Origin of the sequence: Amazonocrinis nigriterrae CENA67 (genome assembly GCF_016056305.1) — a bacterium.
In the GTDB taxonomy this organism is placed as follows: domain Bacteria; phylum Cyanobacteriota; class Cyanobacteriia; order Cyanobacteriales; family Nostocaceae; genus Amazonocrinis; species Amazonocrinis nigriterrae.
Window position 1 is genome coordinate 63786 of the sequence record NZ_JAECZC010000024.1, and the last position, 19438, is coordinate 83223.

Consider the following 19438-nt stretch of genomic DNA (forward strand, 5'->3'; position numbering starts at 1 on the left):
ATATTTAAACATTATTTCTTGTTGGCGTAGGCTCATAACACTGTGGCAACACTCGCTCTTTCATACCATAAAATTTATAACCCAAGAGCAACTGGTTTTTCCAGGCAGCTGCATTTACTGCGAAGCATAACCCGAATAATAGGCTATAGTAGAGTACCTGAAGGATGAGTCAAGAGGTATCGCTAGCTTCCAATGTGGCATTGTCTGATGAGCGATCTAGACAATGAAGTTGCAGAACTAATTAGCCAAAATTACTTTGAACTTACCAACACAAGAAAATCACAAAATTGGATGAGAACAAATATACCTGACCGTTGTGAAAAACCCTGTAAAGAAATTGTAGTTGCAAAAGACGGTTCTACTTTTCCCGTTGAACTGCAAAGTCAAGTGTTTTTTTACCAGAGGCGACAAACGCAAGTGATGGTAGTTAAAAATATTACAGAAGACAAACAAGCTCAAGAGGCTTTGCAGATCAAGGAAAACGAACGCCGAAAACAAAGCCAAGCATTAGAGCAATTAGCAAAGAATAAAAACTTCCAAACAGGCAACCTAAATACGGCATTAAAGGAAATCACAGAAGTTGCAGCAAAGACACTTTTAGTGCAGCGAGTTGGCGTGTGGTTATACAACGAAGAACGCTCTGTAATTCAATGCATCAATTTATATGATGTGAGTCAACAAGAGCATACCTTTGGTAGGTCTTTTTTAAAAGCGAATTATCCTATTTATTTTCAGGCTTTAGAAACAGAACGCACTATTGCAGTAAATGATGCTATTAAAGACAAAAGAACCCAAGAATTATCCACATCTTATCTTTCTGTATTTGGCATCGCTTCGCTACTGCATACACAAGTTTGGTTGGGGGGTAATTTAGTGGGAATAGTCAGTTATGAGCATTTTGGCAACATTCGCCAGTGGACATTAGAGGAAGAGAATTTTGCAGGCTCTATCGCAGATTGTGTGACAATAGCCATAGAAGCGAGTGAGCGCAACGCCGCACAAGAAGCACTGCGAAAAAGTGAGGCGCTATTTAGAGCGATTTTTGAGCGTTCCTCCATTGGCATCGGATTAATAGATATGAAAGCACGGATAGTAGATATTAATCCGGCGCTGTGTCAAATTTTGGGGTACAGCCGCCAAGAACTATGCGGCAAGCGTTTTACAGATTACATTTCACACCAAAGAGGAGATTTAGCACTTTACAGACAACTCATTTCAGGAACGCGAAAAGACGCAAAGCGAGGAGTCAACAAAGATGGCATTGAAATTGAAAGACGCTTTTTGCATAAAGATGGTGAGTTAGTGTGGACTCACCTTTGTGTTTCGATAATTCCAGGCAGTGATGGTGAGCCTGAGTTTTTCCTGGCTATGGTTGAGGATATTACTGAACGCAAACAAACAGAATCAAAACTACGTGCTTCTCAATCAGCAGCAGAAGCTGGGAGTAGAGCAAAAAGTGAATTTTTGGCAACTATGAGCCATGAATTACGAACACCTCTTAATGCAATTATGGGCTTATCTCAGTTGTTGCAACAAGAAATTGTTGGCTCTCTCAATGAGAAACAAAAAGAATATATAAGTTGTATATATGGTAGTGGTGAACATCTGCTGGCAGTGATTAACGATATCCTTGACTTATCTAAGGTAGAAGCAGGCAAAGAAGAACTTTCTTTAATACCTTTATCAGTGCCAGAATTATGTAATTATGTTCTATCATCAGTGCGCGATCGCGCTTTAGCAAAGGGATTAGTCATTACAAGTGAAATTGATCCAAAAGCTGATATCTGCATTGCTGATGCACGACGCCTCAAGCAAATGTTACTTAATCTGTTGACCAATGCCGTTAAATTTACCCCAGCAGGTCGGATATCTTTAACAATTAAAAAAGTGCCTCAAGGCATTACATTCACAGTTTCAGATACTGGTATTGGGATTGATCCAAATCAGTTTCAATTTCTCTTTGAACCGTTTAAACAACTGGATAGTAGGTTAAACCGCCAGTACGAGGGCACTGGCTTAGGTTTGGCTTTGACACGCAAACTAGCACGTTTGCATGGTGGAGATGTGACAGTTGTATCAACTTTAGGAGAAGGCAGCCAATTCACATTGTTTTTGCCAGACCAAGCGCAAAAAGATGAGGGAGATGAGGGAGATGAGGAAGTAATATTAACTCCTTCTGTTTCTATCTCTAAAAGACGCATCTTGATTGTAGAACAAGAAGAAAACACTGGTATTTTTTTGCAAGATTATCTACAAATAATTGGTTATCAAGTCGAGTGGATCAACAACGGTGACAGCTTTTTAGAACAGGTACGAAGCTTCAAACCAGATTTAATTTTGTTGGATGGTCAGTTAAGAGGAAATGTCTCTAGCTGGCATTTACTGAAAATAATCAGAGAAGAACCTGATCTGAAAAATTTGCCTGTAGTGATGACAAGTACTAAAGAACTGACTTTAGAAAAAGTTATTAATCTAGAATCTGGTGCTAATGAGTATCTCCTCAAGCCAATTCGTATAGTCCAATTAGAAACTATGCTGAAACAATATTTGAGTTGATAAAAAATTACAAAACTATAAATTTATAATTTCTTCCTCATTTCCACATGAGGAATACCAGCTTCTGCAAATATTTCTCCTACCGCGATAAAATCTAATTTTTCATACAAGCCTTTGATATATTCTTGAGCATGAACGACTACTTCTGAAATATTTTGACTAGCTATAACTAAGAGTGCCTTCTCCATAATTCTCTTACCAATACCGTAGCCTCTAGCGTTAGATAAAACCGCAAGCCTTTCTACTTTGGCAGTTTGATCATCCAAATATCTAATTCTGGCAGTACCCACAGCTTGCTCATCTAAATAAGCAATTAAATGCTGACATATATCATCTTTACCATCAAACTCTAAAGCCGAATCTACCCCTTGTTCATCCTGAAATACTGATATTCTAATTTGTTGAATTGCAGCAAATTCTTCAGGCGACTCCACAACCTTAATAACCACATCCCTCATAAAAAAACTCTCTGCGTTCTCTGCGCCTCTGCGGTTCGATAAAATAAGTAGGATATAGTACTAAGTATTGGGAACTGGGTATTAAAAAAACTCTTCCCCAGTCCCCAGTTTAATTAATCCGCACCATCAATTGGTGCAAAACCTTGACGCTGAATATTTTCCGTCACCGTGCGCGGTTCCAAAAACTGTAGCAGATAATCAGGGCCTCCAGCCTTAGAACCAACACCAGAAAGTTTGAATCCACCAAAAGGTTGCCGTGCAACAATAGCACCTGTAATGGTACGGTTAATGTATAAATTCCCCACTTCAAACTCTTCTTGTGCTTGCTGAATGTGAGAAGGCGTTCTGGAATAAAGTCCGCCTGTTAAAGCGTAGTTAGTTCCATTGGCGACTGCTAAAGCTTCCGCAAAATCCTTCACCTTAGTTACCGCCAACACAGGGCCAAAAATTTCTTGCTGAGCAATTATGCCATTTGGTGGCACCTCACTAAAGATCACAGGCCCGATAAAATAACCTTGTTCTGGTGCTGGTAACTCCAAAGCCAATTGTGCTTCCGCCTTACCCTTCTCAATATACTCAAGGATGCGATCGCGCGCATTAGCATCAATTACCGGGCCGACTTGAGTACTAGGTAACTCCGCCTCGCCAATATTGAGTGATTTTGTCGCTTCCACCAACCGACGCACAAAAGCATCATAAATTGGTTCCACCACGATCGCCCGCGAACAAGCAGAACATTTTTGTCCGCTGTAACCAAATGCTGACTGTACCACACCTATAACAGCTTGGTCTAAATCAGCACTTTCATCAATAATGATGGCATTTTTACCCCCCATTTCTGCAATCACCCGCTTCATGTGCCTTTGTCCTGGTTTGAGCGTTGCAGCTTCCGCAAAAATCCTGCAACCCACCTCCTGAGAACCAGTAAAAGCAATCACATGAGTATCAGGGTGATTTACCAAATAAGCACCAACTTGCGAACCCTTACCAGGCACGTATTGAAAAACACCTTTAGGAATGCCAGCCTCTACCAAAACTTCCGTGAATTTCGCCGCAATGACAGAAGAAGTTTCAGCAGGTTTGAGCAGAGTACAATTGCCAGTCACCAGCGCAGCCACAGTCATCCCGCAAGCGATCGCTAAAGGAAAATTCCAAGGAGAAATCACTACAGCAATTCCCCGCGGCTGGTAAATATAACGATTCGTCTCTCCCGCCACGTCATAAATTACACCTAAATCCAACCGTTCCATCTCATCAGCATAATAGCGGCAGAAATCTATCGCCTCAGAAACCTCAGCATCCGCTTCCTTCACCGGCTTCCCGACTTCCAAAACAATCCAAGCAGAAAATTCAGCACGGCGTTGTTCCATCAACTCAGCAGCCTTTCGCAACACCCCAGCACGTTGCTTCGCCGGCGTCTTCCGCCAACCAGGAAAAGCCGCCTGAGCAGCCTGCATCGCCTCTTGCGCCTGTTCAACACTAATCAGCCCAACCTTCCCAATCACCTCACTAAAATTAGAAGGATTAACAGAATCAACACTCTCCTGCGTACTAACATACTCCCCATTAATCAAGGGTAGATACGTTTTACCAAACTCCCGGCGAACAGATCGAAAAGCCTCATCAGCCACCTTCCTCTCCTCCACCACCGCATAATCCGTATCCGCCGCCCCAACAAACTTTAGATCTTCTTCTTTGCGCCTTTGCGCCTTTGCGTGAGACAATTCCACATCCGGCGCTGCAATCAACTCCTCAACAGGCCGATTTTCCAGATTTTGCCGTAAAAAAGAACTATTAGCAGTATTTTCCAACAACCGCCGAATCAGATAAGCCATCCCTGGAAGCAACTCCCCATAGGGACAATAAACCCTTACCCGATAACCCCGATCAACCAAAGCCTTCGCCAACTTATCCCCCATCCCGTAAAGCACCTGCATTTCAAAAGCACGGCGAGGGACATTTAAACTTTCAGCTATGGCTATAGCACGCGCTTGCGATCGCACATTATGGCTACCAATGGCAGCATACACATATTGATGATTTTCCAACAACAACTGAGTAATCGCTTCAAAATTTGCATCACTCGCCGCTTTATCGTTATAAACCGGTTGTGGCCAATGTTTTTGTGCAGCCTTGATAGTTTCCTGATCCCAATATGCGCCTTTTACCAAACGGATAGTCAGAGGATAACCGCGTTGCTTCAACCAAGCAATCACATCCTTAGCATCTTCCTCACTATCCCGTAAATATGCTTGAATGGTAATGCCAATATCTGTACGTTGCCTAAACTCATCTTCCAGCAACAACTTTTTAAGAATATTTAGAATTAAATCCTTATACGCATACTGTTCCATATCAAAATGCACAGATGCGCCTAATTCCTTAGCACGACGTAACAGAATGCGAATGCGATCGCTAACTCGTTCCTCGCTACCTTTAGCATCTAGAGCGTCAAATTGCGAGTAAAACGCCGTTAACTTCACAGAAACCTGGACTTTTGGTAATATTTCACCATCAGCCTCATCAATAGCCGGAATTTTTCCCCAGTGCTTCGATGCTTCTACCAATTGTTCCATCAACTCGACATAGCGTTCTAGATAAGACTGCGCCTCAGCTTCAGTAATCACCGCCTCACCCAATAAATCGATGGTGAAAGCCATTTTTTCTTTTCGCAGCCGTTCAACTGTTTTGATGACTTGTTTAATATTTTCACCAGAAATATATTTATGAGCTAATGTTTCCACAGCTGTATCAACAGTTGTAGCAGCAACTTGTGCCGGCATTGAGTCAGGGTTAGCATAGTTAAGTATGCCCTTCAAAGCTGCTGGTAATTCTACTGACTCATCCCCCAGATATTCTTGTAAATGGGCAGCAATTTCCGGTTTACTGCGTAACGCTGGTAGAGTGTCAATAAAGCGAAATAATTGCACCCGCAAACCCGGATTACTCATCGCCCAAGCGAGTAATTTATCATCCCAACGCATCTGATCGCGCAAGTTAGCAAAAAAAGAGCGATTTTCTTGAGTTGCTGCGAGAAGTTGTTTAGCAATTTCTTGAGTTTTAGCTTCGTAGGTGCTTGTTTTTACTTGTAATACCACTGTTAGTAATCTCCTTAATGTTGGGAATGGGGAATTGGGAATTGGGAATTGGGAATTGGGTATTAGTTATTTCTCCCCCTGCTCCCCTGCTCCCTCATCTCCCCTACTCCGTCTTCTATTTTGACTCTTTAATTTTGCTGCTACCACATATAAAACGTAACTCTACTGACGTTTTGTCCTAGAAAATTTTTACGTAAACTGTAATACAGTTTTACTGTGGTGCTGGTAAAGTAGCTAACCCTAGTCCGGAAACCACCGCAATAAGTATTTTTAATGTGTTTAAATTCCGATTTTTGCAAAAACTTAACTTTGATGTCTTTCATCATTTATTTTCAATTTATTAAAGCCATGAAACAAAGTATTTGCATTAATATTAATTAATAATTTGGAACAAAAATATGACTCAGTTAAACAAGGCAGTTGTACTCATTACTGGTGCAGCTGGTGGGTTTGGACAAGAACTAACTCGACAGTTGTTAGAAGCTGGTAGCCGACTAATTTTAACAGATCTTGATGCAACTGTTTTGCGTGAACAAATTGCAGTAATTCAGTGCCAAATTACTACAGGTGAAATACTCGCTTGCTTAGGAATTGATCTCTCTACCCATGAAGGATGTGAAATGCTTTATCGTCAGGTGAAAGCACTCAATATTCCCGTCGATATTTTGATTAACAATGCCGGGATTGCACTTTTTGGACGCATGGACGAAATTCCTAATGAAAAATGGGAACGTCTCATACAGATCAACCTACTAACACCGATGCGCTTAAGTGCTTTGTTTGCTACTGATATGATTGACCGTCAACAAGGTCACATTGTTAACATTTCATCGGTAGCAGGCTGGTGGGCATCACCTGGATTAACTGCTTACTCAGCAAGCAAATTTGGGTTGCGTGGATTTAGTGAAGGATTTTTCCATGAAGTAAAAGATTACAATGTAAAGGTGACGGCTGTTTATCCCTTTTTTAGCCGTACTCCAATTCTGCAATGCGAACGATTTGGCAGTTTAGGCAAGAATAGCCACGATTTAGCAGAATATGTGGCAACCGACCCGGCTAAGGTAATGCGTGCCACCATTCGAGGAATTATTCACAATAAATTACATGTCTTTCCCGATGCCACAGCTAAAAATGCTCATCTTATCAAACGATATTTTCCTCAAATATTGAACTCAATTAATAATGAACTCGTCAGGAGGTTGAAAGGTGGTCAAGGAAAGTAAATCTAGTAAAATTCAGAAGATGGTCGATACCGCTGATAGACATTTAGTTATCGGGGCTGGTTTTGTGGGATTGGGTATGGCTGGGGCACTCAAAGCTGCTGATATCCCATATGATCAAGTTGATGCCAGTGATGATATCGGTGGTAATTGGTATCACGGCGTTTACGAAACGGCACACATAATTTCGTCACGCAAGATTACCCAGTTTACTCATTTCCCCATGCCAGATGATTATCCCGACTTTCCCAGTGCCCAGAACATGCGGGATTATTTAAACGCATTTGCCGATCGCTTTGATTTGCGAGAAAATATTCAACTGAATCGTACAGTTAGTTATGTACGCCCAGTTGAAAACAATCTTTGGGAAGTCTCCTTTGCTGATGGAGAACAGCGAATCTATAAAGGGGTGGTGATGTGCAATGGCCATCACTGGTGTAAACGTTTTCCCAAGTTTGAGGGAAAATTCCACGGTGAAATCATCCATTCTAAAGATTATAAGCATCCAGATCAGCTGCGTGGAAAGCGAGTTTTGGTAATTGGGGCTGGTAACTCAGCTTGTGATATCGCCGCAGAAGCAGCCCGTATCGGTGCTAAGTCTGTTCTGAGTATGCGCGAATCAGTGTGGTTTATCCCCAAGACATTTGCCGGCATTCCAGTTGCAGATTTCCCTGGAGATAAATTGCCAAAATGGTTACAACGGTTGAAAAGTCTGGAAAGTATAGGTGAGACTTTCAGTCGCCATGTTGCTGGAGTTTCCATTACTGATGTACCGAAATTGCGATCGCCACAATGGTTAGCACGGCTAACAGTGTATGCAATCATACGTCTGAGTTTCGGTAGCCACGAAGATTATGGTTTAACCAAACCCAAGCATCGGCTTTTCGAGAAACACCCTACTGTTAACAGTGAAGTGCCCTATTATCTCAAACATGGTAGAATCACTGCCAAGCCTGCTGTAAAACGTCTTGATGGCTGGGAAGTTGAATTTGTTGATGGTAGTCGAGAAGCTTTTGACTTGATTGTCTGTGCAACAGGTTACTATATGGCTTATCCATTCCTACCTCCAGAACTTCAGCGCGTTGAAGGGTCAGTAGTCAAATGTTATGCAGATTCGTTTCTTGATGATTACAAAGGACTGTACTATATTGGATGGTCACAGATTAGAGGTGGGGTTGGTTCAGTGATTGCAGCTTACGCCCCAATGTTCTCTCGATATCTCAAACTCCAAGATGAAATTAATGTGCCTCTTGGTTTAGTTTTCAAAGAAATCGGATACCAGTTACCAACAACTCATCTTGTTGATACACAGGTATTGTTTAATCAATTAAAACTTACTAATCTGGCATTTGATCAGCTTGTGAAAAAAGCACATCAAATTGATGCCCAACATCCTAACTTTAGCAATCAACCACTGCCTCCTTTGCAAAGTATTCAGCAAACTCAGCTTTTAGTGAGATAAAAGTAGCGGTGCAATTATTTAATCGCTGGCAAAATACCATCCAAAGCTTTGGAGTTGACCAAGTAGCAGCAAAACAAGCCTTTACTGTTATACTTAAGGCTTATTCGAGTTGCGATCGCCACTACCACAGCCTCAAACACATTCATCATGTTCTCAATACGATAGATACTTTACAAGCCTATGCCAAAAACCTCGCGGCTGTCCAACTTGCCGCCTGGTTTCATGATGTTGTCTATGACACTCAAGCTAAAGATAATGAAGAAAGAAGCGCAGACTATGCTTGCCATATGCTAAGTAGTTTGGGCGTTCACCTCAGTGATATCACTATTGTTAACCGTCTCATTCTTAATACCAAACATCATCAAGCTGCTGCGGATGACTATGATAGCCAAATCTTACTTGATGCAGACTTGGCAATTTTGGCTACTAGCCCAATCAAATATCAGGAATACGCCCAAGCAATTCGTACTGAGTATGCTTGGGTGTCAGAAACAGAGTATATTGCAGGTAGAAGGCAGGTTTTAGAAAGATTTTTGCAACGCCAGCGTATTTATTTTACGCCCTTGATGTTCGACGTTGCCGAACAATCTGCCCGTTCTAACCTTCAGGCAGAAATTCAAATACTTTTAAAAGGGACTAGGGATTAGGGATTGGGGACTGGGCAGAGTATTGAAATTATCACAAAATGGCATAATTATTACTAAGTATACTAGCGCAGGGGGCGATCGCTGATTTAGCCCCCCGTTTATTCAGCAGTTAACGAATTACATCCAGGTCAACCCATTCGTCATAAGATGAATCGTAACCGATGTAATGGACAAAGTATTGCTGACCTCGAATTTCCTCTATATTTGCAGAGTACCATTCTTCATTGTCTTCATCCCAAACTTTTACTCTTTGACTAACTGCATATCCATTATCATCAGTTGATTCATGATTGCGAGTACGAATGTCTTCTTCACCAATCCATTCGTCATAGGATGAACCGTACCCTGTGTAATGGATGTAGAATTGATCATCTTTGATTTTTTCGATTGTTGCTTGATACCATTCCTCATCCTCACCATCCCAAACTTCTACTGTTTTGTTAACTGCATACTGATTGGTATCTGACTTGACAGCAGATGAAACATCTTGACGGGGCTTTTGCTGTTCAAGTTGAATTTCCTCTTTTACTAAAGTATATGCTCGTAAAATTAAGCTACGAGCCACAGTCTGAATTCCTGTATGTTCGTAGTAATTGGTGGTTTGATCCAAGAATGCTGCTACAAAATCTAAGTTATCATCGGCAATCTGGATGAAACTGCCTACACTATTCAAAATTGATTGGGGAGTTATACCTGTTCTAGATACTAAATTATTCATCCAGCCTTGCACAGAGTTAAAACCTTGGCTGAGAAAACCAAGCTTCTCAGAGGAATTATTACCCGGTAGAAAGTTATTAACGGCTGAGAAAACAGAATTTTGAGTTACTACGCTAGTATCAGCGCCACTAATAATTCCTTGAATCTTGCTAAGGAAGTCGGGGCCTAAAGGCAAAATTCCATCTAGACAAACTAAAGCTACCATCCGCATTAAAGATGCATCTTGATAGTTGGTAGCAATAGCATTGGCAAATTCTTGGGGGTTAGGTTGAGGAATGCCATTCAGTTTGCAAAAGGCAATGATTTCAATGGCAATTTTCAATACTAAATCAATACTTTGAGTGATGTCTGCTTTGGGAGTGATATTGCTTAAAAAAGACAAAAAGCCAATTTTTTCGCCTACTTTGTTCGCTAAAGCTGCTGTTCCCATTGCTGTGTCTGCTTTATCAATGGTTTGGTAAAGTTTGATTACAGTCTGGTAGCTTTCTTGAGGGTCGTTATATATCGCTACGACGCGATCGCGAATTTTTTGAATGACTTTAGCATCTGTCTCACCAGTAATTGTACGTACAAAGTTATCAAACCCTACTAAGTTGTTCCATTGACCAGGCGCTACATAATCAAGAGCCTGTAAAACCTTGACAGTAATATTATCAGTCGGTAAATTGTCAACCAACTGAATAATTGAGCTATCCATAAAACGCTCCTCAAGTCTCAAAAAGTATAGTCATGAATTATACTCATAATTTTGGAATTGTGAATTTCTTGAGATTTGGGTGACTGGGGATTCGGTACTGGGGACTGGGCTTTCATTTGTAAAAATTTATAACTTACGCAAAACGACATGTTGTAAACGCAATTTGGGCTATAATAAAGACACCCCATCCCCAACCCCTCCCCCCTCACGGGGGGAAACAAAAATTCAACAATCCAAAATAGTTGTTACGCCTCCGTCCTGTTTAACGTCTAAACCCATTGCACAGGATCGAGTTGATAGTAGCGTTGCAATAGTTCATAAAGGGCCGGATGCTTCTTCAGTAATTCCTGCGGTTTCTCAAAGAATGTTTCAGTGGCCACAGCAAAAAATTCTGCGGGATTAGTCGCACCATAGCCATCCATAACAGTTTTAATACCTTGTTGAACATCATTGCAGAGTTGGTGATATTCTTCGGTCATGACTCTAGCCCAGGTGAGATAGTCTGACTTTCGCTGCAAAATTGGAACACCCTCGGCTTTACCATCCTCTTGATCTAACTGGTGGGCGAATTCATGTAAAACAACGTTATGTCCATCACTCCAGTTTTGGGTGTCTTGTTGCACCTGTTCCCAAGACAATACCACTTGGTCTTTAGTCCACGATTCTCCTAGTCTTGCTACGCGTCTTTCCTCGACAACATAATTTCCATTGGCAACAATTTCATTCACAAAATAAGCGCCAGGATAAATCAAAATTGAACGCAGTTTAGGAAAGTATTCCCCTCGTTCATTGAGAAGAAGCAAACAACTGATACCAGCAATGGTCAGTTTCATTTCTTCTGTGACTTGCAATCCTTGACAACCAATGAATTGTTTTTCTGTTAAGAACACTTGAATATGTCCTTGAAGCCTTCTTCTTTCAGCAGGAGAAAGACGAGAGTAAATGAGAAGATTATTCTCGATAATGCTATTCCATAATGGAGGAAAAGTATGGCGTTTAAGACGTTTTCTTCGCTGTTTAATGATAAGAGGACTCAATAAAATAACACTGACAATCAGACCAATAATAATAAAAATAAGAAGTGCCATAGAAGGGGGAGGGGGAAGGGTAAAGGAAAAAGGGAAAGGCGAAGAATTATTTATTGTCTGTTTAACCTTTTCCCTTTCTTCCTCTTTATTATCCCTTTTCTTTTTTAAGAATTAGTCAAGTGGAGATGATATAACAAGGCTGGAAGGAAGCGATCGCAATTATGGAAACTACTACCATCAGGTGAGTAGAAACCGCTTTATCAAGAGATACAAGCTGATTGGGTAATATTCTAAAATAAAGTTAAGTAATATATCCCACCAGGCGTGAGTAGTGGGTTTTTCTACAAGGCTTTTTATGACTGCAAATACTGTTTTGACAACAGATACACCTTTGGTAAAAACACCTAGATTTTGGATGCCAGAACGTGTACTGTTCACACCAGCAGCCCTTGATGAACCGTGGGGACAAAAGATTCTAGCACGGGTACAGTCTCTCAATTTACCTATTGAAGAGTTGTCACGTAACCGTCTAACAGGATTGCGCGGTGAAAGCGATCGCGAAACTTATGATATTTCTAAGCGTACTCTAGCGGTTGTTACTGCTCCCCCTAGTTCGTTTAAATTGAGTCCTATTCCCCCATCAGCAGATTGGCAATTTCACATTGCTGAAGGTTGTCCCGCACACTGTCAATACTGCTACTTAGCGGGTAGTTTGTCAGGGCCGCCAGTGATTCGCGTGTTTGCCAACTTGCCACAAATATTAGAAAATTTAGCGAACTATGAGCGACCAGGACAAGCAACAACTTTTGAAGTTAGCTGTTACACTGACCCTTTGGGGATTGAACATTTAACTGGAAGTCTGGCTGAATGTATCCGCTACTTTGGTACTCGTAGCGACGGACATTTACGTTGGGTGTCGAAGTTTGACGCGGTGGATACTTTACTCGACTTACCGCACAACGGACATACGCGCTGTCGAGTCAGTGTGAATGCAGCTGCGATCGCTGGTAGATTTGAAGGTGGCACAGCCAGCGTAGCATCACGGTTAGCTGCATTGCGACGATTAGCATTACCAACAAACAGAGGCGGTGGCGGCTATCCAGTAGGCTTAGTCATCGCGCCCATTATGCCTATAGATGATTGGCAAATGCAATATAGTCGCTTGTTTGACTCGATTAGTGAAGCGCTAGATTTTGATTGCGACTTAAATTTTGAATTGATTTCCCATCGATTCACACCTGGGTCAAAAGAAGTATTGCAAACTTGGTATCCGCAATCAAAACTAGATATGGATGAAACCAACCGTACCATTAAGCGGAATAAATTTGGTGGCACCAAGTATGTCTATGACAAAGACACAATGAAAGCATTACGTCGCTTTTTTGAGAGTGAGATTACTAAGCGCTTTCCCAATGCGGAAATTCTTTACTGGACGTGAACTACCTAACCTGAGTTCGGGTTAAGCCATCTTCGACGGGTTGGACTGTAGGGCGCGCTTTGCGATCGGCAAAAATTCTGAACTCAGGTGAGTTTAACTTCTTTGCGCTGTCGAGGCTTATTATTACTATTATTAATGTCGTTTAATATTTTCGGTATCTTCAGTATTTGAGTGAATGTTACCCAATTAGTCAATATTTCAATTATTCTCCTGCTCGTTGCCACTGGTGTAGCCCTACTATCTCGTCGGTTACGAGTTCCTTATGTCACGGGTTTAGTGTTGGCTGGTCTGCCAATTACTGAGTTATTGTCTCGTCGCATTGGTTTAGACCCATCTCTAGTTTTGAATCTTTTCCTACCAATTCTCATCTTTGAAGCTGGCATCAACACAGATGTTAGTCGCTTACGCAGCACGTTTAAACCCATTGCTCTGTTGGCTGGGCCAGGAGCGGTGCTTTCCAGTGCTATTATTGCCGTTCTATTAAAATTTGTCCTGGGACTAACTTGGATACCTGCTTTATTTGTAGCGGTTATTTTAGCGAACACGGATACGGTTTCAATGATAGCCGTCTTTAAAGAAATACCAGTACCCTCTCGGCTTTCTACCATTGTTGAAGGAGAAACTCTCTTCAACGATGCAACTGCCTTAGTTTCGTTTAACCTAATTTCACAGGTATATTCGACAGGTTCAATCACATTATTAGAGGGAATTCAACAACTGCTATATATTGCTTTAGGAGGCGGTATCGTAGGGTTAGTCTTAGGTTATTTGAGCATACCTATATTTTCCCGTTTAGATGATCCCCTTAGCAGTCTTTTACTAACTGTGGCAGTTGCACTAGGAACTTTTCAAGTGGGCCAATTTCTAGGCGTATCTGGTGCTGTAGCTGTGGTTGTTGCCGGGTTAATTTTTGGAAATTTAGGGCTTTCTGGTAATACTTCTGCTTCTAATCGCATCACCTTATTGAGTTTCTGGGAGTATGCCAGTTTTAGTGTTAATACATTTATTTTTTTGTTAATCGGTGTACAAATCAACCTAGTCGTACTCTGGAACACTTTACCTGCAATTCTACTAACAGTTTTGGCTTATCAAGTAGGGCGGATTCTTTCAATTTATCCGCTGATGGCAGTGGTTCGCTGGATTGATCGCCCAATTCCGCTATCCTGGCAACATCTACTGTTTTTAGGAAATATCAAGGGTTCACTCTCGATGGCTCTGGCGTTAAGCTTACCCAATACATTGCCAGGGCGAGACTATCTTATTACTTTAGTTTTCGGTAGTGTACTGGTGTCATTGGTGGGTCAAGGTTTAAGCTTGCCCTGGCTAGTAAAACGCTTAAAATTATCTAAATTTTCCAAGAATCAGCAGCAAGTTGAACAATTGCAAGCTCAATTAATTACAGCTAAAGCAGCGCAAGATGAATTAGACACTCTCTTAAAAAGTGGCGTTTTGCCAAAAGCTGTGTATGAAGAAATGCGTTCAACTTACCAAGTGCAAATAGCTGCTGCTGAAAAAGCATTACGTGAATTTTATAATCGCCGTGCAGGTGAGTTTGATGGGAATAGTGGGGCGCTGAGTAAACTCGATGCCATCCGCCGCCGTTTACTACTGGCAGAAAAAGGAGCGCTCAATGAGGCAATGCGTAAACGAATTCTTTCAGAAGAAATTGTGCGAGAGCGGATACAATCTATTGATGAACAGTTGCTGCAACTAGATGATGATTAATGTTGTTCAAGAACTTGATTTTTAGTTTGACTTATTTTGATTTTTGATCACTCTACCTGGACTGATAAAAGAAATTCCTTGCTGAAAATCTGTACCAATCATCACTGCTTCAACTATCGGCTCCGAGATTTCTGTTGCAGCTACCCACTCGACAATAAAGTTTGCACCTAAACCTCCACTAGTGTCATCTCTAGTGACAAAAAAATCAGTAGAAGCTAAAGCATCAAGTTGAATAGAATTATTCAAATACTGTTTAACTAATTTGCCATTTGAGTCATAGTAACGCACAGAAGTAATAATGATTGAATTGTTTAAATCTGTATTACGAATACTCAGCGTAGCTGCTAAATAAAAAATTTCTTGTCGATTGTGATGATAGATTTCCGAGTAAACAGGAACATAAATAGTTTGTCCTCTAACTATCTTGAAATTTTTATCGAGAGTTACCGTCTTGGGAGGTAATATTTTTTGTTGATTTTGTTGATTATTGTTCTGGGCTTGTGGAGAACTCTTTAATGATTGACAAGATGTCAACAAAATCAAAGCAATTGCTAAATAAAAACGTGAGTATAACTTCATCAAAACTAGTTACAGCCTTCGATAAAATCAATAATTTGATGTAAAGACCCTGGCTTTGTCGCAATTAATACAGTTGAACCAGATTCTAACACTGTACTCCCATTAGGAATTGTTAAATCTTCGTGGGGATGGGCTTGATAACCAATAATCAGAGAGTCAGTTGGAAAGCGAGAATCCTGGGCAATTTCAGCCAGGCTACGACCAACAACATAACAATTGTTGGCAATGGAAAGTTTCAACACCTCAATCTGTCCTTGCTCAAAGTGCATCATTGATTCTACTTGTGGATACTCAATGGCATTTACCATTGTTGACACTGCTAAATCTACAGTGCTAATTACATGATTGGCTCCAGCCAAGCGCAGGGGTTCAGCAAAATCAGAATGGCGCATTCGAGCCAAAATGTGCGGAACACCATAGTGTTTGGCAAGAGTTACCATTGCTAAGTTCAAAGCGTCACTTCTGAGAACGGCTGCTAGGGCATTAGCTTTGCGAATCCCAGCTTCTAACAACACTTCTGTACTAACTGCACTGCCTTCAAAAGCCATCGCTCCTACTTGTTCACGAGCATAGCGGCAAGCTGTAGGATCAACATCTATGACAGCTACAGTATGCCCCAGTTCTACCAATTTCTGAGCTAATGAAACCCCCACTAAACCTGCTCCACCAATTAGCACGTACATGGCTGCTCCTAATACTCAAAGACTTCTTTCACTTTAATTAACATTAGCAAGGTAAGCCAAAACACATCAAAATAGCATAATTAAGTAGGTCGGTGTAAATAAATATTTGTAGTTGGGATTAGGCAGGAGGCAGGAGGCAGAAGGGAAGGGAGTTTTAGTCTAGTTAATCTTTCTTCACATAGTTTCGTTTTTTCCCACCGACTTACTTATCATGAATGTCAAGAATGCCCTGATCAAAGATGGCTGGACGATTACTGACGATCCCTTTCATCTCAAGTGGGGGAAAAGGGATATGTACGTTGACCTTGGTGCAGAAAAATTGATTGCAGCTGAAAAGGAAGGTCAGCTAATAGCAGTTGAGATTAAAACGTTTCGCAGTGTATCAGATATGACTGATCTGGAACACGCACTGGGACAATACCTTGCATACCGCTCTGTGATGACCAAAACCAATCCCGATCGCGTTCTCTATCTTGCCGTTCGTGATGAAGTATACGCTGATATCTTTGATGAGCCAATTGCTAAACTTTTGGTAGAGGATTACAAAGTCCATATAGTTGTATTTAGGCTAGAGCAAGAGGTTATTTTCAAATGGATACCTTGGAGCAATACAGGCAGTTAATTCGCAATATTCTGATTGAACATACGAAGATTCCCTTCAGCGTTGGTGATATTCAATTTGAGACAGTTTTCGACACTGAACAAGACCGCTACCTCTTGATGATTTTGGGAAGAGAACCAGCCTATGATTTGTCTTTGACTGTAACTCGGCGGGTTCACGGCTGTCTGATTCACGTTGATATTATTGATGGCAAAATTTGGATTCAACGTGATGGTACTGAAGAAGGAATAGCAACAGAATTTGTCAAAGCAGGTGTTCCGAAGGATCGGATCGTCTTGGGATTCCGGTCTGAGGAACTGAGAAAAGATTCAGAATTTGCTGTTAGATAATTGCGAATTAGTATGACAGCCCTTTTTGAAACTGAACGCTTAATTATTCGCAGTTGGATACCCGATCGCGATGCCGAAGCAGTGTTTAAAATTTATAGTAACCCCGAAGTTACGTATTTTCTTGGTAATGGCGCTCGTTCCACAAGTGTTGAGTCAACGCGTCAGCGGCTAATTGATTGGACGCACGAAGTCAAAAATGGTACTGGGTCTTGGGCAATTGTAGAAAAAGATACTAAAACAATTGTGGGAACAATCCTTCTCGAACCACTTCCTGATCAACATCGCTTACCCACAGAAGATTATGAGGTAGGTTGGCACTTGCGGCGAGCTTCTTGGGGTAAAGGCTATGCAACAGAAGCAGGACGAGGTATGCTCAACTACGGATTTAGTGTTTTGAACCTGCCAGTAATTTATGCCGTAGTCAAGCCAGAACATGATGCTTCAATTCGTGTCACCCAAAGATTGGGTATGAAACCAATGGGAAAGACAAAGCAATATTACGGTATTGAACTGCTACTGTTTCAAAAAGATGCACCGGGAAGGGGAGATGGGGGAGATGGGGGAATAGGGAGAATAAATAATGACTAATGACTATTGACCATTGACTATTGACTATTGACTAATGACTAAAAAATGGTTCCAAATTGGGCTAGTAGGTATATTTACCCTCTCAGTTGCTTTACGATTTTGGGGGCTGGGACGATTTAATACTTTGGTATTTGATGAAGTTTACTACGCTAAATTTGGCAATAACTATCTCAACCATGTGCCTTTTTTTGATGGTCATCCGCCACTAGGTAAATATATGATTGCGGCGGGAATATGGCTTAGTAGTCATGTTCCTTTTTGGCAAGATCCAGTAAAAAATGGACTGACGGGTTCGCTTTTGTCTCCTTGGAATTATCGTTGGATTAATGCACTTTCGGGTTCATTTATTCCGTTAATTATCTCTGGTATTGCCTATCAGATCAGTTATCGTCGCAGCTTTGCTTTACTTTCTGGGTTGTTTACAGCTTGTGACGGGATATTTCTCGTAGAATCTCGCTATGCCCTGATTAATATCTATATAGTTCTGTTTGGGTTGTTAGGGCAGTGGTTTTTCTTATTGGCGTTGGCTAGTCCAAAACAAAGACGCAGTGTCTATTTAATAGTTGCTGGTATTGCGTTTGGTGCGTCAGTTTCTACAAAGTGGAATGGTTTATTTTTTCTGCTGGGTATATATCTAATTTGGATAATAGGTTGGATATGGCAACTGCTCATCCAAGCAACACCACAGACAACGGATGTAATAGATGATTTATCTGCTAGTTCCACAAATAACTCTTCAATTACATCTATTAACTATTGGCAATCCAATGATCAAAATCTCAGTTCATTGCAAAAATTAACAGAAATAAATATTTGGCAAATTTTCTTATTTTTAGGAATTATACCACTAGCGGTATACAGTTTAGTTTGGATTCCTCACCTACAACTAGATACAAGATATGGGTTTATAGAAGTACACAAGGAAATTTTGGCGTTTCACGAACGTCTTGGTGGTAACACTGCTAAAGTACATCCTTATTGTGCTGCTTGGTACAAATGGCCTTTGATCACTCGACCAATGGCGTATTATTATCAAACTGCTCAAAGTATCACCGACCCATTACCTGTTTTGGGGCCTCCTTTACCTTCTGGTACGGGGAAAATTATTTATGATGTCCATGCGATGGGCAACCCTTTTTTGTGGTGGTTTGGTGTCGCTGCCATTGTATTTTTAATATGGATGCTGGTATTAGAATTTGTGATTCCTTGGGTAAAGCAAAAGCGCTTTTCTGTACCAGCAAGACCTAGCGTTGATACGTGGATTGCTTTGTACTTAGTTTTAAATTATGCCACTAACTTAGTACCTTGGATGAAAGTGACAAGGTGCGCTTTTATTTACCACTATATGACGGCTGTAGTATTTGCTTTTTTAGCGATCGCTTGGTTGGTTGATCAATGCCTTCACAGTTATTATCGAGAACTTAGAGCAGTAGGTGTGACAATTTCTTTTCTGATTTTGGCTGCTTTTATGTTCTGGATGCCTATTTATTTGGGTTTACCCCTATCCTCCTTCGATTATAAAATGCGGATATGGTTTAGCTCTTGGATTTAAATGTAAGCAGGGGAGCAGGGGTGTAGGGGAGATGAGGGG

The 19438-nt window shown here is 41.1% G+C and carries 16 protein-coding genes; 10 read left to right on the plus strand and 6 right to left on the minus strand.

What is annotated here, in order from left to right:
• The first annotated feature begins 207 nt into the window (after positions 1-207).
• Positions 208-2556, plus strand: coding sequence for a PAS domain S-box protein (locus I8748_RS14550; protein ID WP_225896414.1), 2349 nt, complete (start codon positions 208-210; stop codon positions 2554-2556).
• 23 nt (positions 2557-2579) lie between these two features.
• On the opposite strand, the gene I8748_RS14555 is transcribed toward I8748_RS14550, so the two are convergent.
• Both I8748_RS14555 and pruA read right to left on the minus strand, forming a co-directional pair.
• Positions 2580-3014, minus strand: a complete 435-nt coding sequence (locus I8748_RS14555; protein ID WP_198125293.1) for a GNAT family N-acetyltransferase — start codon at positions 3012-3014, stop codon at positions 2580-2582.
• A gap of 113 nt (positions 3015-3127) precedes the next feature.
• Positions 3128-6112 (minus strand): L-glutamate gamma-semialdehyde dehydrogenase, encoded by a 2985-nt coding sequence (pruA, locus tag I8748_RS14560; protein ID WP_198125294.1) that lies wholly within the window; start codon positions 6110-6112, stop codon positions 3128-3130.
• Between the two features lie 398 nt (positions 6113-6510).
• Here pruA and I8748_RS14565 point away from each other — a divergent pair, with 398 nt between their 5' ends.
• Genes I8748_RS14565 through I8748_RS14575 form a run of 3 tightly spaced genes read left to right on the plus strand, consistent with a single transcriptional unit; the run spans position 6511 to position 9441 of the window.
• Positions 6511-7335, plus strand: a complete 825-nt coding sequence (locus I8748_RS14565) for an SDR family NAD(P)-dependent oxidoreductase (RefSeq protein ID WP_198125295.1) — start codon at positions 6511-6513, stop codon at positions 7333-7335.
• The gene (locus tag I8748_RS14570) at positions 7319-8794 is read left to right on the plus strand and encodes a flavin-containing monooxygenase (protein WP_318781224.1); all 1476 of its coding nucleotides are present in this window, start codon (positions 7319-7321) and stop codon (positions 8792-8794) included. Before I8748_RS14565 ends, I8748_RS14570 begins: the two co-directional genes overlap by 17 nt.
• An 8-nt stretch (positions 8795-8802) precedes the next feature.
• On the plus strand, positions 8803-9441 hold the full coding sequence (locus tag I8748_RS14575) for an HD domain-containing protein (RefSeq protein WP_318781225.1): 639 nt from the start codon (positions 8803-8805) through the stop codon (positions 9439-9441).
• Positions 9442-9550: 109 nt separating this feature from the next.
• Here I8748_RS14575 and I8748_RS14580 read toward each other — a convergent pair whose 3' ends face one another.
• Positions 9551-10855 (minus strand): Tudor-knot domain-containing protein, encoded by a 1305-nt coding sequence (locus tag I8748_RS14580; RefSeq protein WP_198125296.1) that lies wholly within the window; start codon positions 10853-10855, stop codon positions 9551-9553.
• A 269-nt stretch (positions 10856-11124) separates the two neighbouring features.
• The gene (locus tag I8748_RS14585; RefSeq protein ID WP_198125297.1) at positions 11125-11943 is read right to left on the minus strand and encodes a M90 family metallopeptidase; all 819 of its coding nucleotides are present in this window, start codon (positions 11941-11943) and stop codon (positions 11125-11127) included.
• A gap of 295 nt (positions 11944-12238) precedes the next feature.
• On the opposite strand from I8748_RS14585, the gene I8748_RS14590 reads away from it, so the two are divergent.
• Positions 12239-13321 (plus strand): spore photoproduct lyase family protein, encoded by a 1083-nt coding sequence (locus I8748_RS14590; RefSeq protein WP_225896415.1) that lies wholly within the window; start codon positions 12239-12241, stop codon positions 13319-13321.
• Between the two features lie 171 nt (positions 13322-13492).
• Complete coding sequence (locus tag I8748_RS14595) at positions 13493-15046, plus strand: cation:proton antiporter (protein WP_198125298.1); 1554 nt, start codon at positions 13493-13495, stop codon at positions 15044-15046.
• 21 nt (positions 15047-15067) lie between these two features.
• Here I8748_RS14595 and I8748_RS14600 read toward each other — a convergent pair whose 3' ends face one another.
• Positions 15068-15625, minus strand: coding sequence for a DUF3124 domain-containing protein (locus I8748_RS14600; RefSeq protein WP_198125299.1), 558 nt, complete (start codon positions 15623-15625; stop codon positions 15068-15070).
• A gap of 5 nt (positions 15626-15630) precedes the next feature.
• A complete protein-coding gene (locus I8748_RS14605; RefSeq protein WP_198125300.1) occupies positions 15631-16308 on the minus strand; it encodes a potassium channel family protein in 678 nt (225 codons plus the stop codon).
• 211 nt (positions 16309-16519) lie between these two features.
• Here I8748_RS14605 and I8748_RS14610 point away from each other — a divergent pair, with 211 nt between their 5' ends.
• Genes I8748_RS14610 through I8748_RS14625 form a run of 4 tightly spaced genes read left to right on the plus strand, consistent with a single transcriptional unit; the run spans position 16520 to position 19399 of the window.
• Positions 16520-16930: a XisH family protein gene (locus tag I8748_RS14610; RefSeq protein ID WP_198125301.1), complete on the plus strand. Its 411-nt coding sequence runs from the start codon at positions 16520-16522 to the stop codon at positions 16928-16930.
• Positions 16900-17259, plus strand: coding sequence for a XisI protein (locus I8748_RS14615; RefSeq protein ID WP_198125302.1), 360 nt, complete (start codon positions 16900-16902; stop codon positions 17257-17259). The genes I8748_RS14610 and I8748_RS14615 overlap by 31 nt, the downstream gene beginning before the upstream one ends.
• Positions 17260-17271: 12 nt before the next feature.
• Positions 17272-17847 carry a GNAT family N-acetyltransferase gene (locus tag I8748_RS14620; protein ID WP_198125303.1) on the plus strand — a complete coding sequence of 192 codons (576 nt, stop codon included), beginning with the start codon at positions 17272-17274 and terminating at the stop codon, positions 17845-17847.
• A 34-nt stretch (positions 17848-17881) separates the two neighbouring features.
• Positions 17882-19399: a dolichyl-phosphate-mannose--protein mannosyltransferase gene (locus I8748_RS14625; RefSeq protein ID WP_198125304.1), complete on the plus strand. Its 1518-nt coding sequence runs from the start codon at positions 17882-17884 to the stop codon at positions 19397-19399.
• The last annotated feature ends 39 nt before the right edge of the window (positions 19400-19438 follow it).

What these genes read in the sequence shown, in the direction of transcription:
- I8748_RS14610 (WP_198125301.1), top strand. Translation starts at nt 16,520, where the DNA reads ATGAATGTCAAGAATGCCCTGATCAAAGATGGCTGGACGATTACTGAC.
- I8748_RS14605 (WP_198125300.1), bottom strand. Translation starts at nt 16,308, where the DNA reads ATGTACGTGCTAATTGGTGGAGCAGGTTTAGTGGGGGTTTCATTAGCT.
- I8748_RS14590 (WP_225896415.1), top strand. Translation starts at nt 12,239, where the DNA reads ATGACTGCAAATACTGTTTTGACAACAGATACACCTTTGGTAAAAACA.
- I8748_RS14550 (WP_225896414.1), top strand. Translation starts at nt 208, where the DNA reads ATGAGCGATCTAGACAATGAAGTTGCAGAACTAATTAGCCAAAATTAC.
- I8748_RS14585 (WP_198125297.1), bottom strand. Translation starts at nt 11,943, where the DNA reads ATGGCACTTCTTATTTTTATTATTATTGGTCTGATTGTCAGTGTTATT.
- I8748_RS14580 (WP_198125296.1), bottom strand. Translation starts at nt 10,855, where the DNA reads ATGGATAGCTCAATTATTCAGTTGGTTGACAATTTACCGACTGATAAT.
- I8748_RS14555 (WP_198125293.1), bottom strand. Translation starts at nt 3,014, where the DNA reads ATGAGGGATGTGGTTATTAAGGTTGTGGAGTCGCCTGAAGAATTTGCT.
- I8748_RS14600 (WP_198125299.1), bottom strand. Translation starts at nt 15,625, where the DNA reads ATGAAGTTATACTCACGTTTTTATTTAGCAATTGCTTTGATTTTGTTG.
- I8748_RS14615 (WP_198125302.1), top strand. Translation starts at nt 16,900, where the DNA reads ATGGATACCTTGGAGCAATACAGGCAGTTAATTCGCAATATTCTGATT.
- I8748_RS14565 (WP_198125295.1), top strand. Translation starts at nt 6,511, where the DNA reads ATGACTCAGTTAAACAAGGCAGTTGTACTCATTACTGGTGCAGCTGGT.
- I8748_RS14625 (WP_198125304.1), top strand. Translation starts at nt 17,882, where the DNA reads ATGACTAAAAAATGGTTCCAAATTGGGCTAGTAGGTATATTTACCCTC.
- I8748_RS14620 (WP_198125303.1), top strand. Translation starts at nt 17,272, where the DNA reads ATGACAGCCCTTTTTGAAACTGAACGCTTAATTATTCGCAGTTGGATA.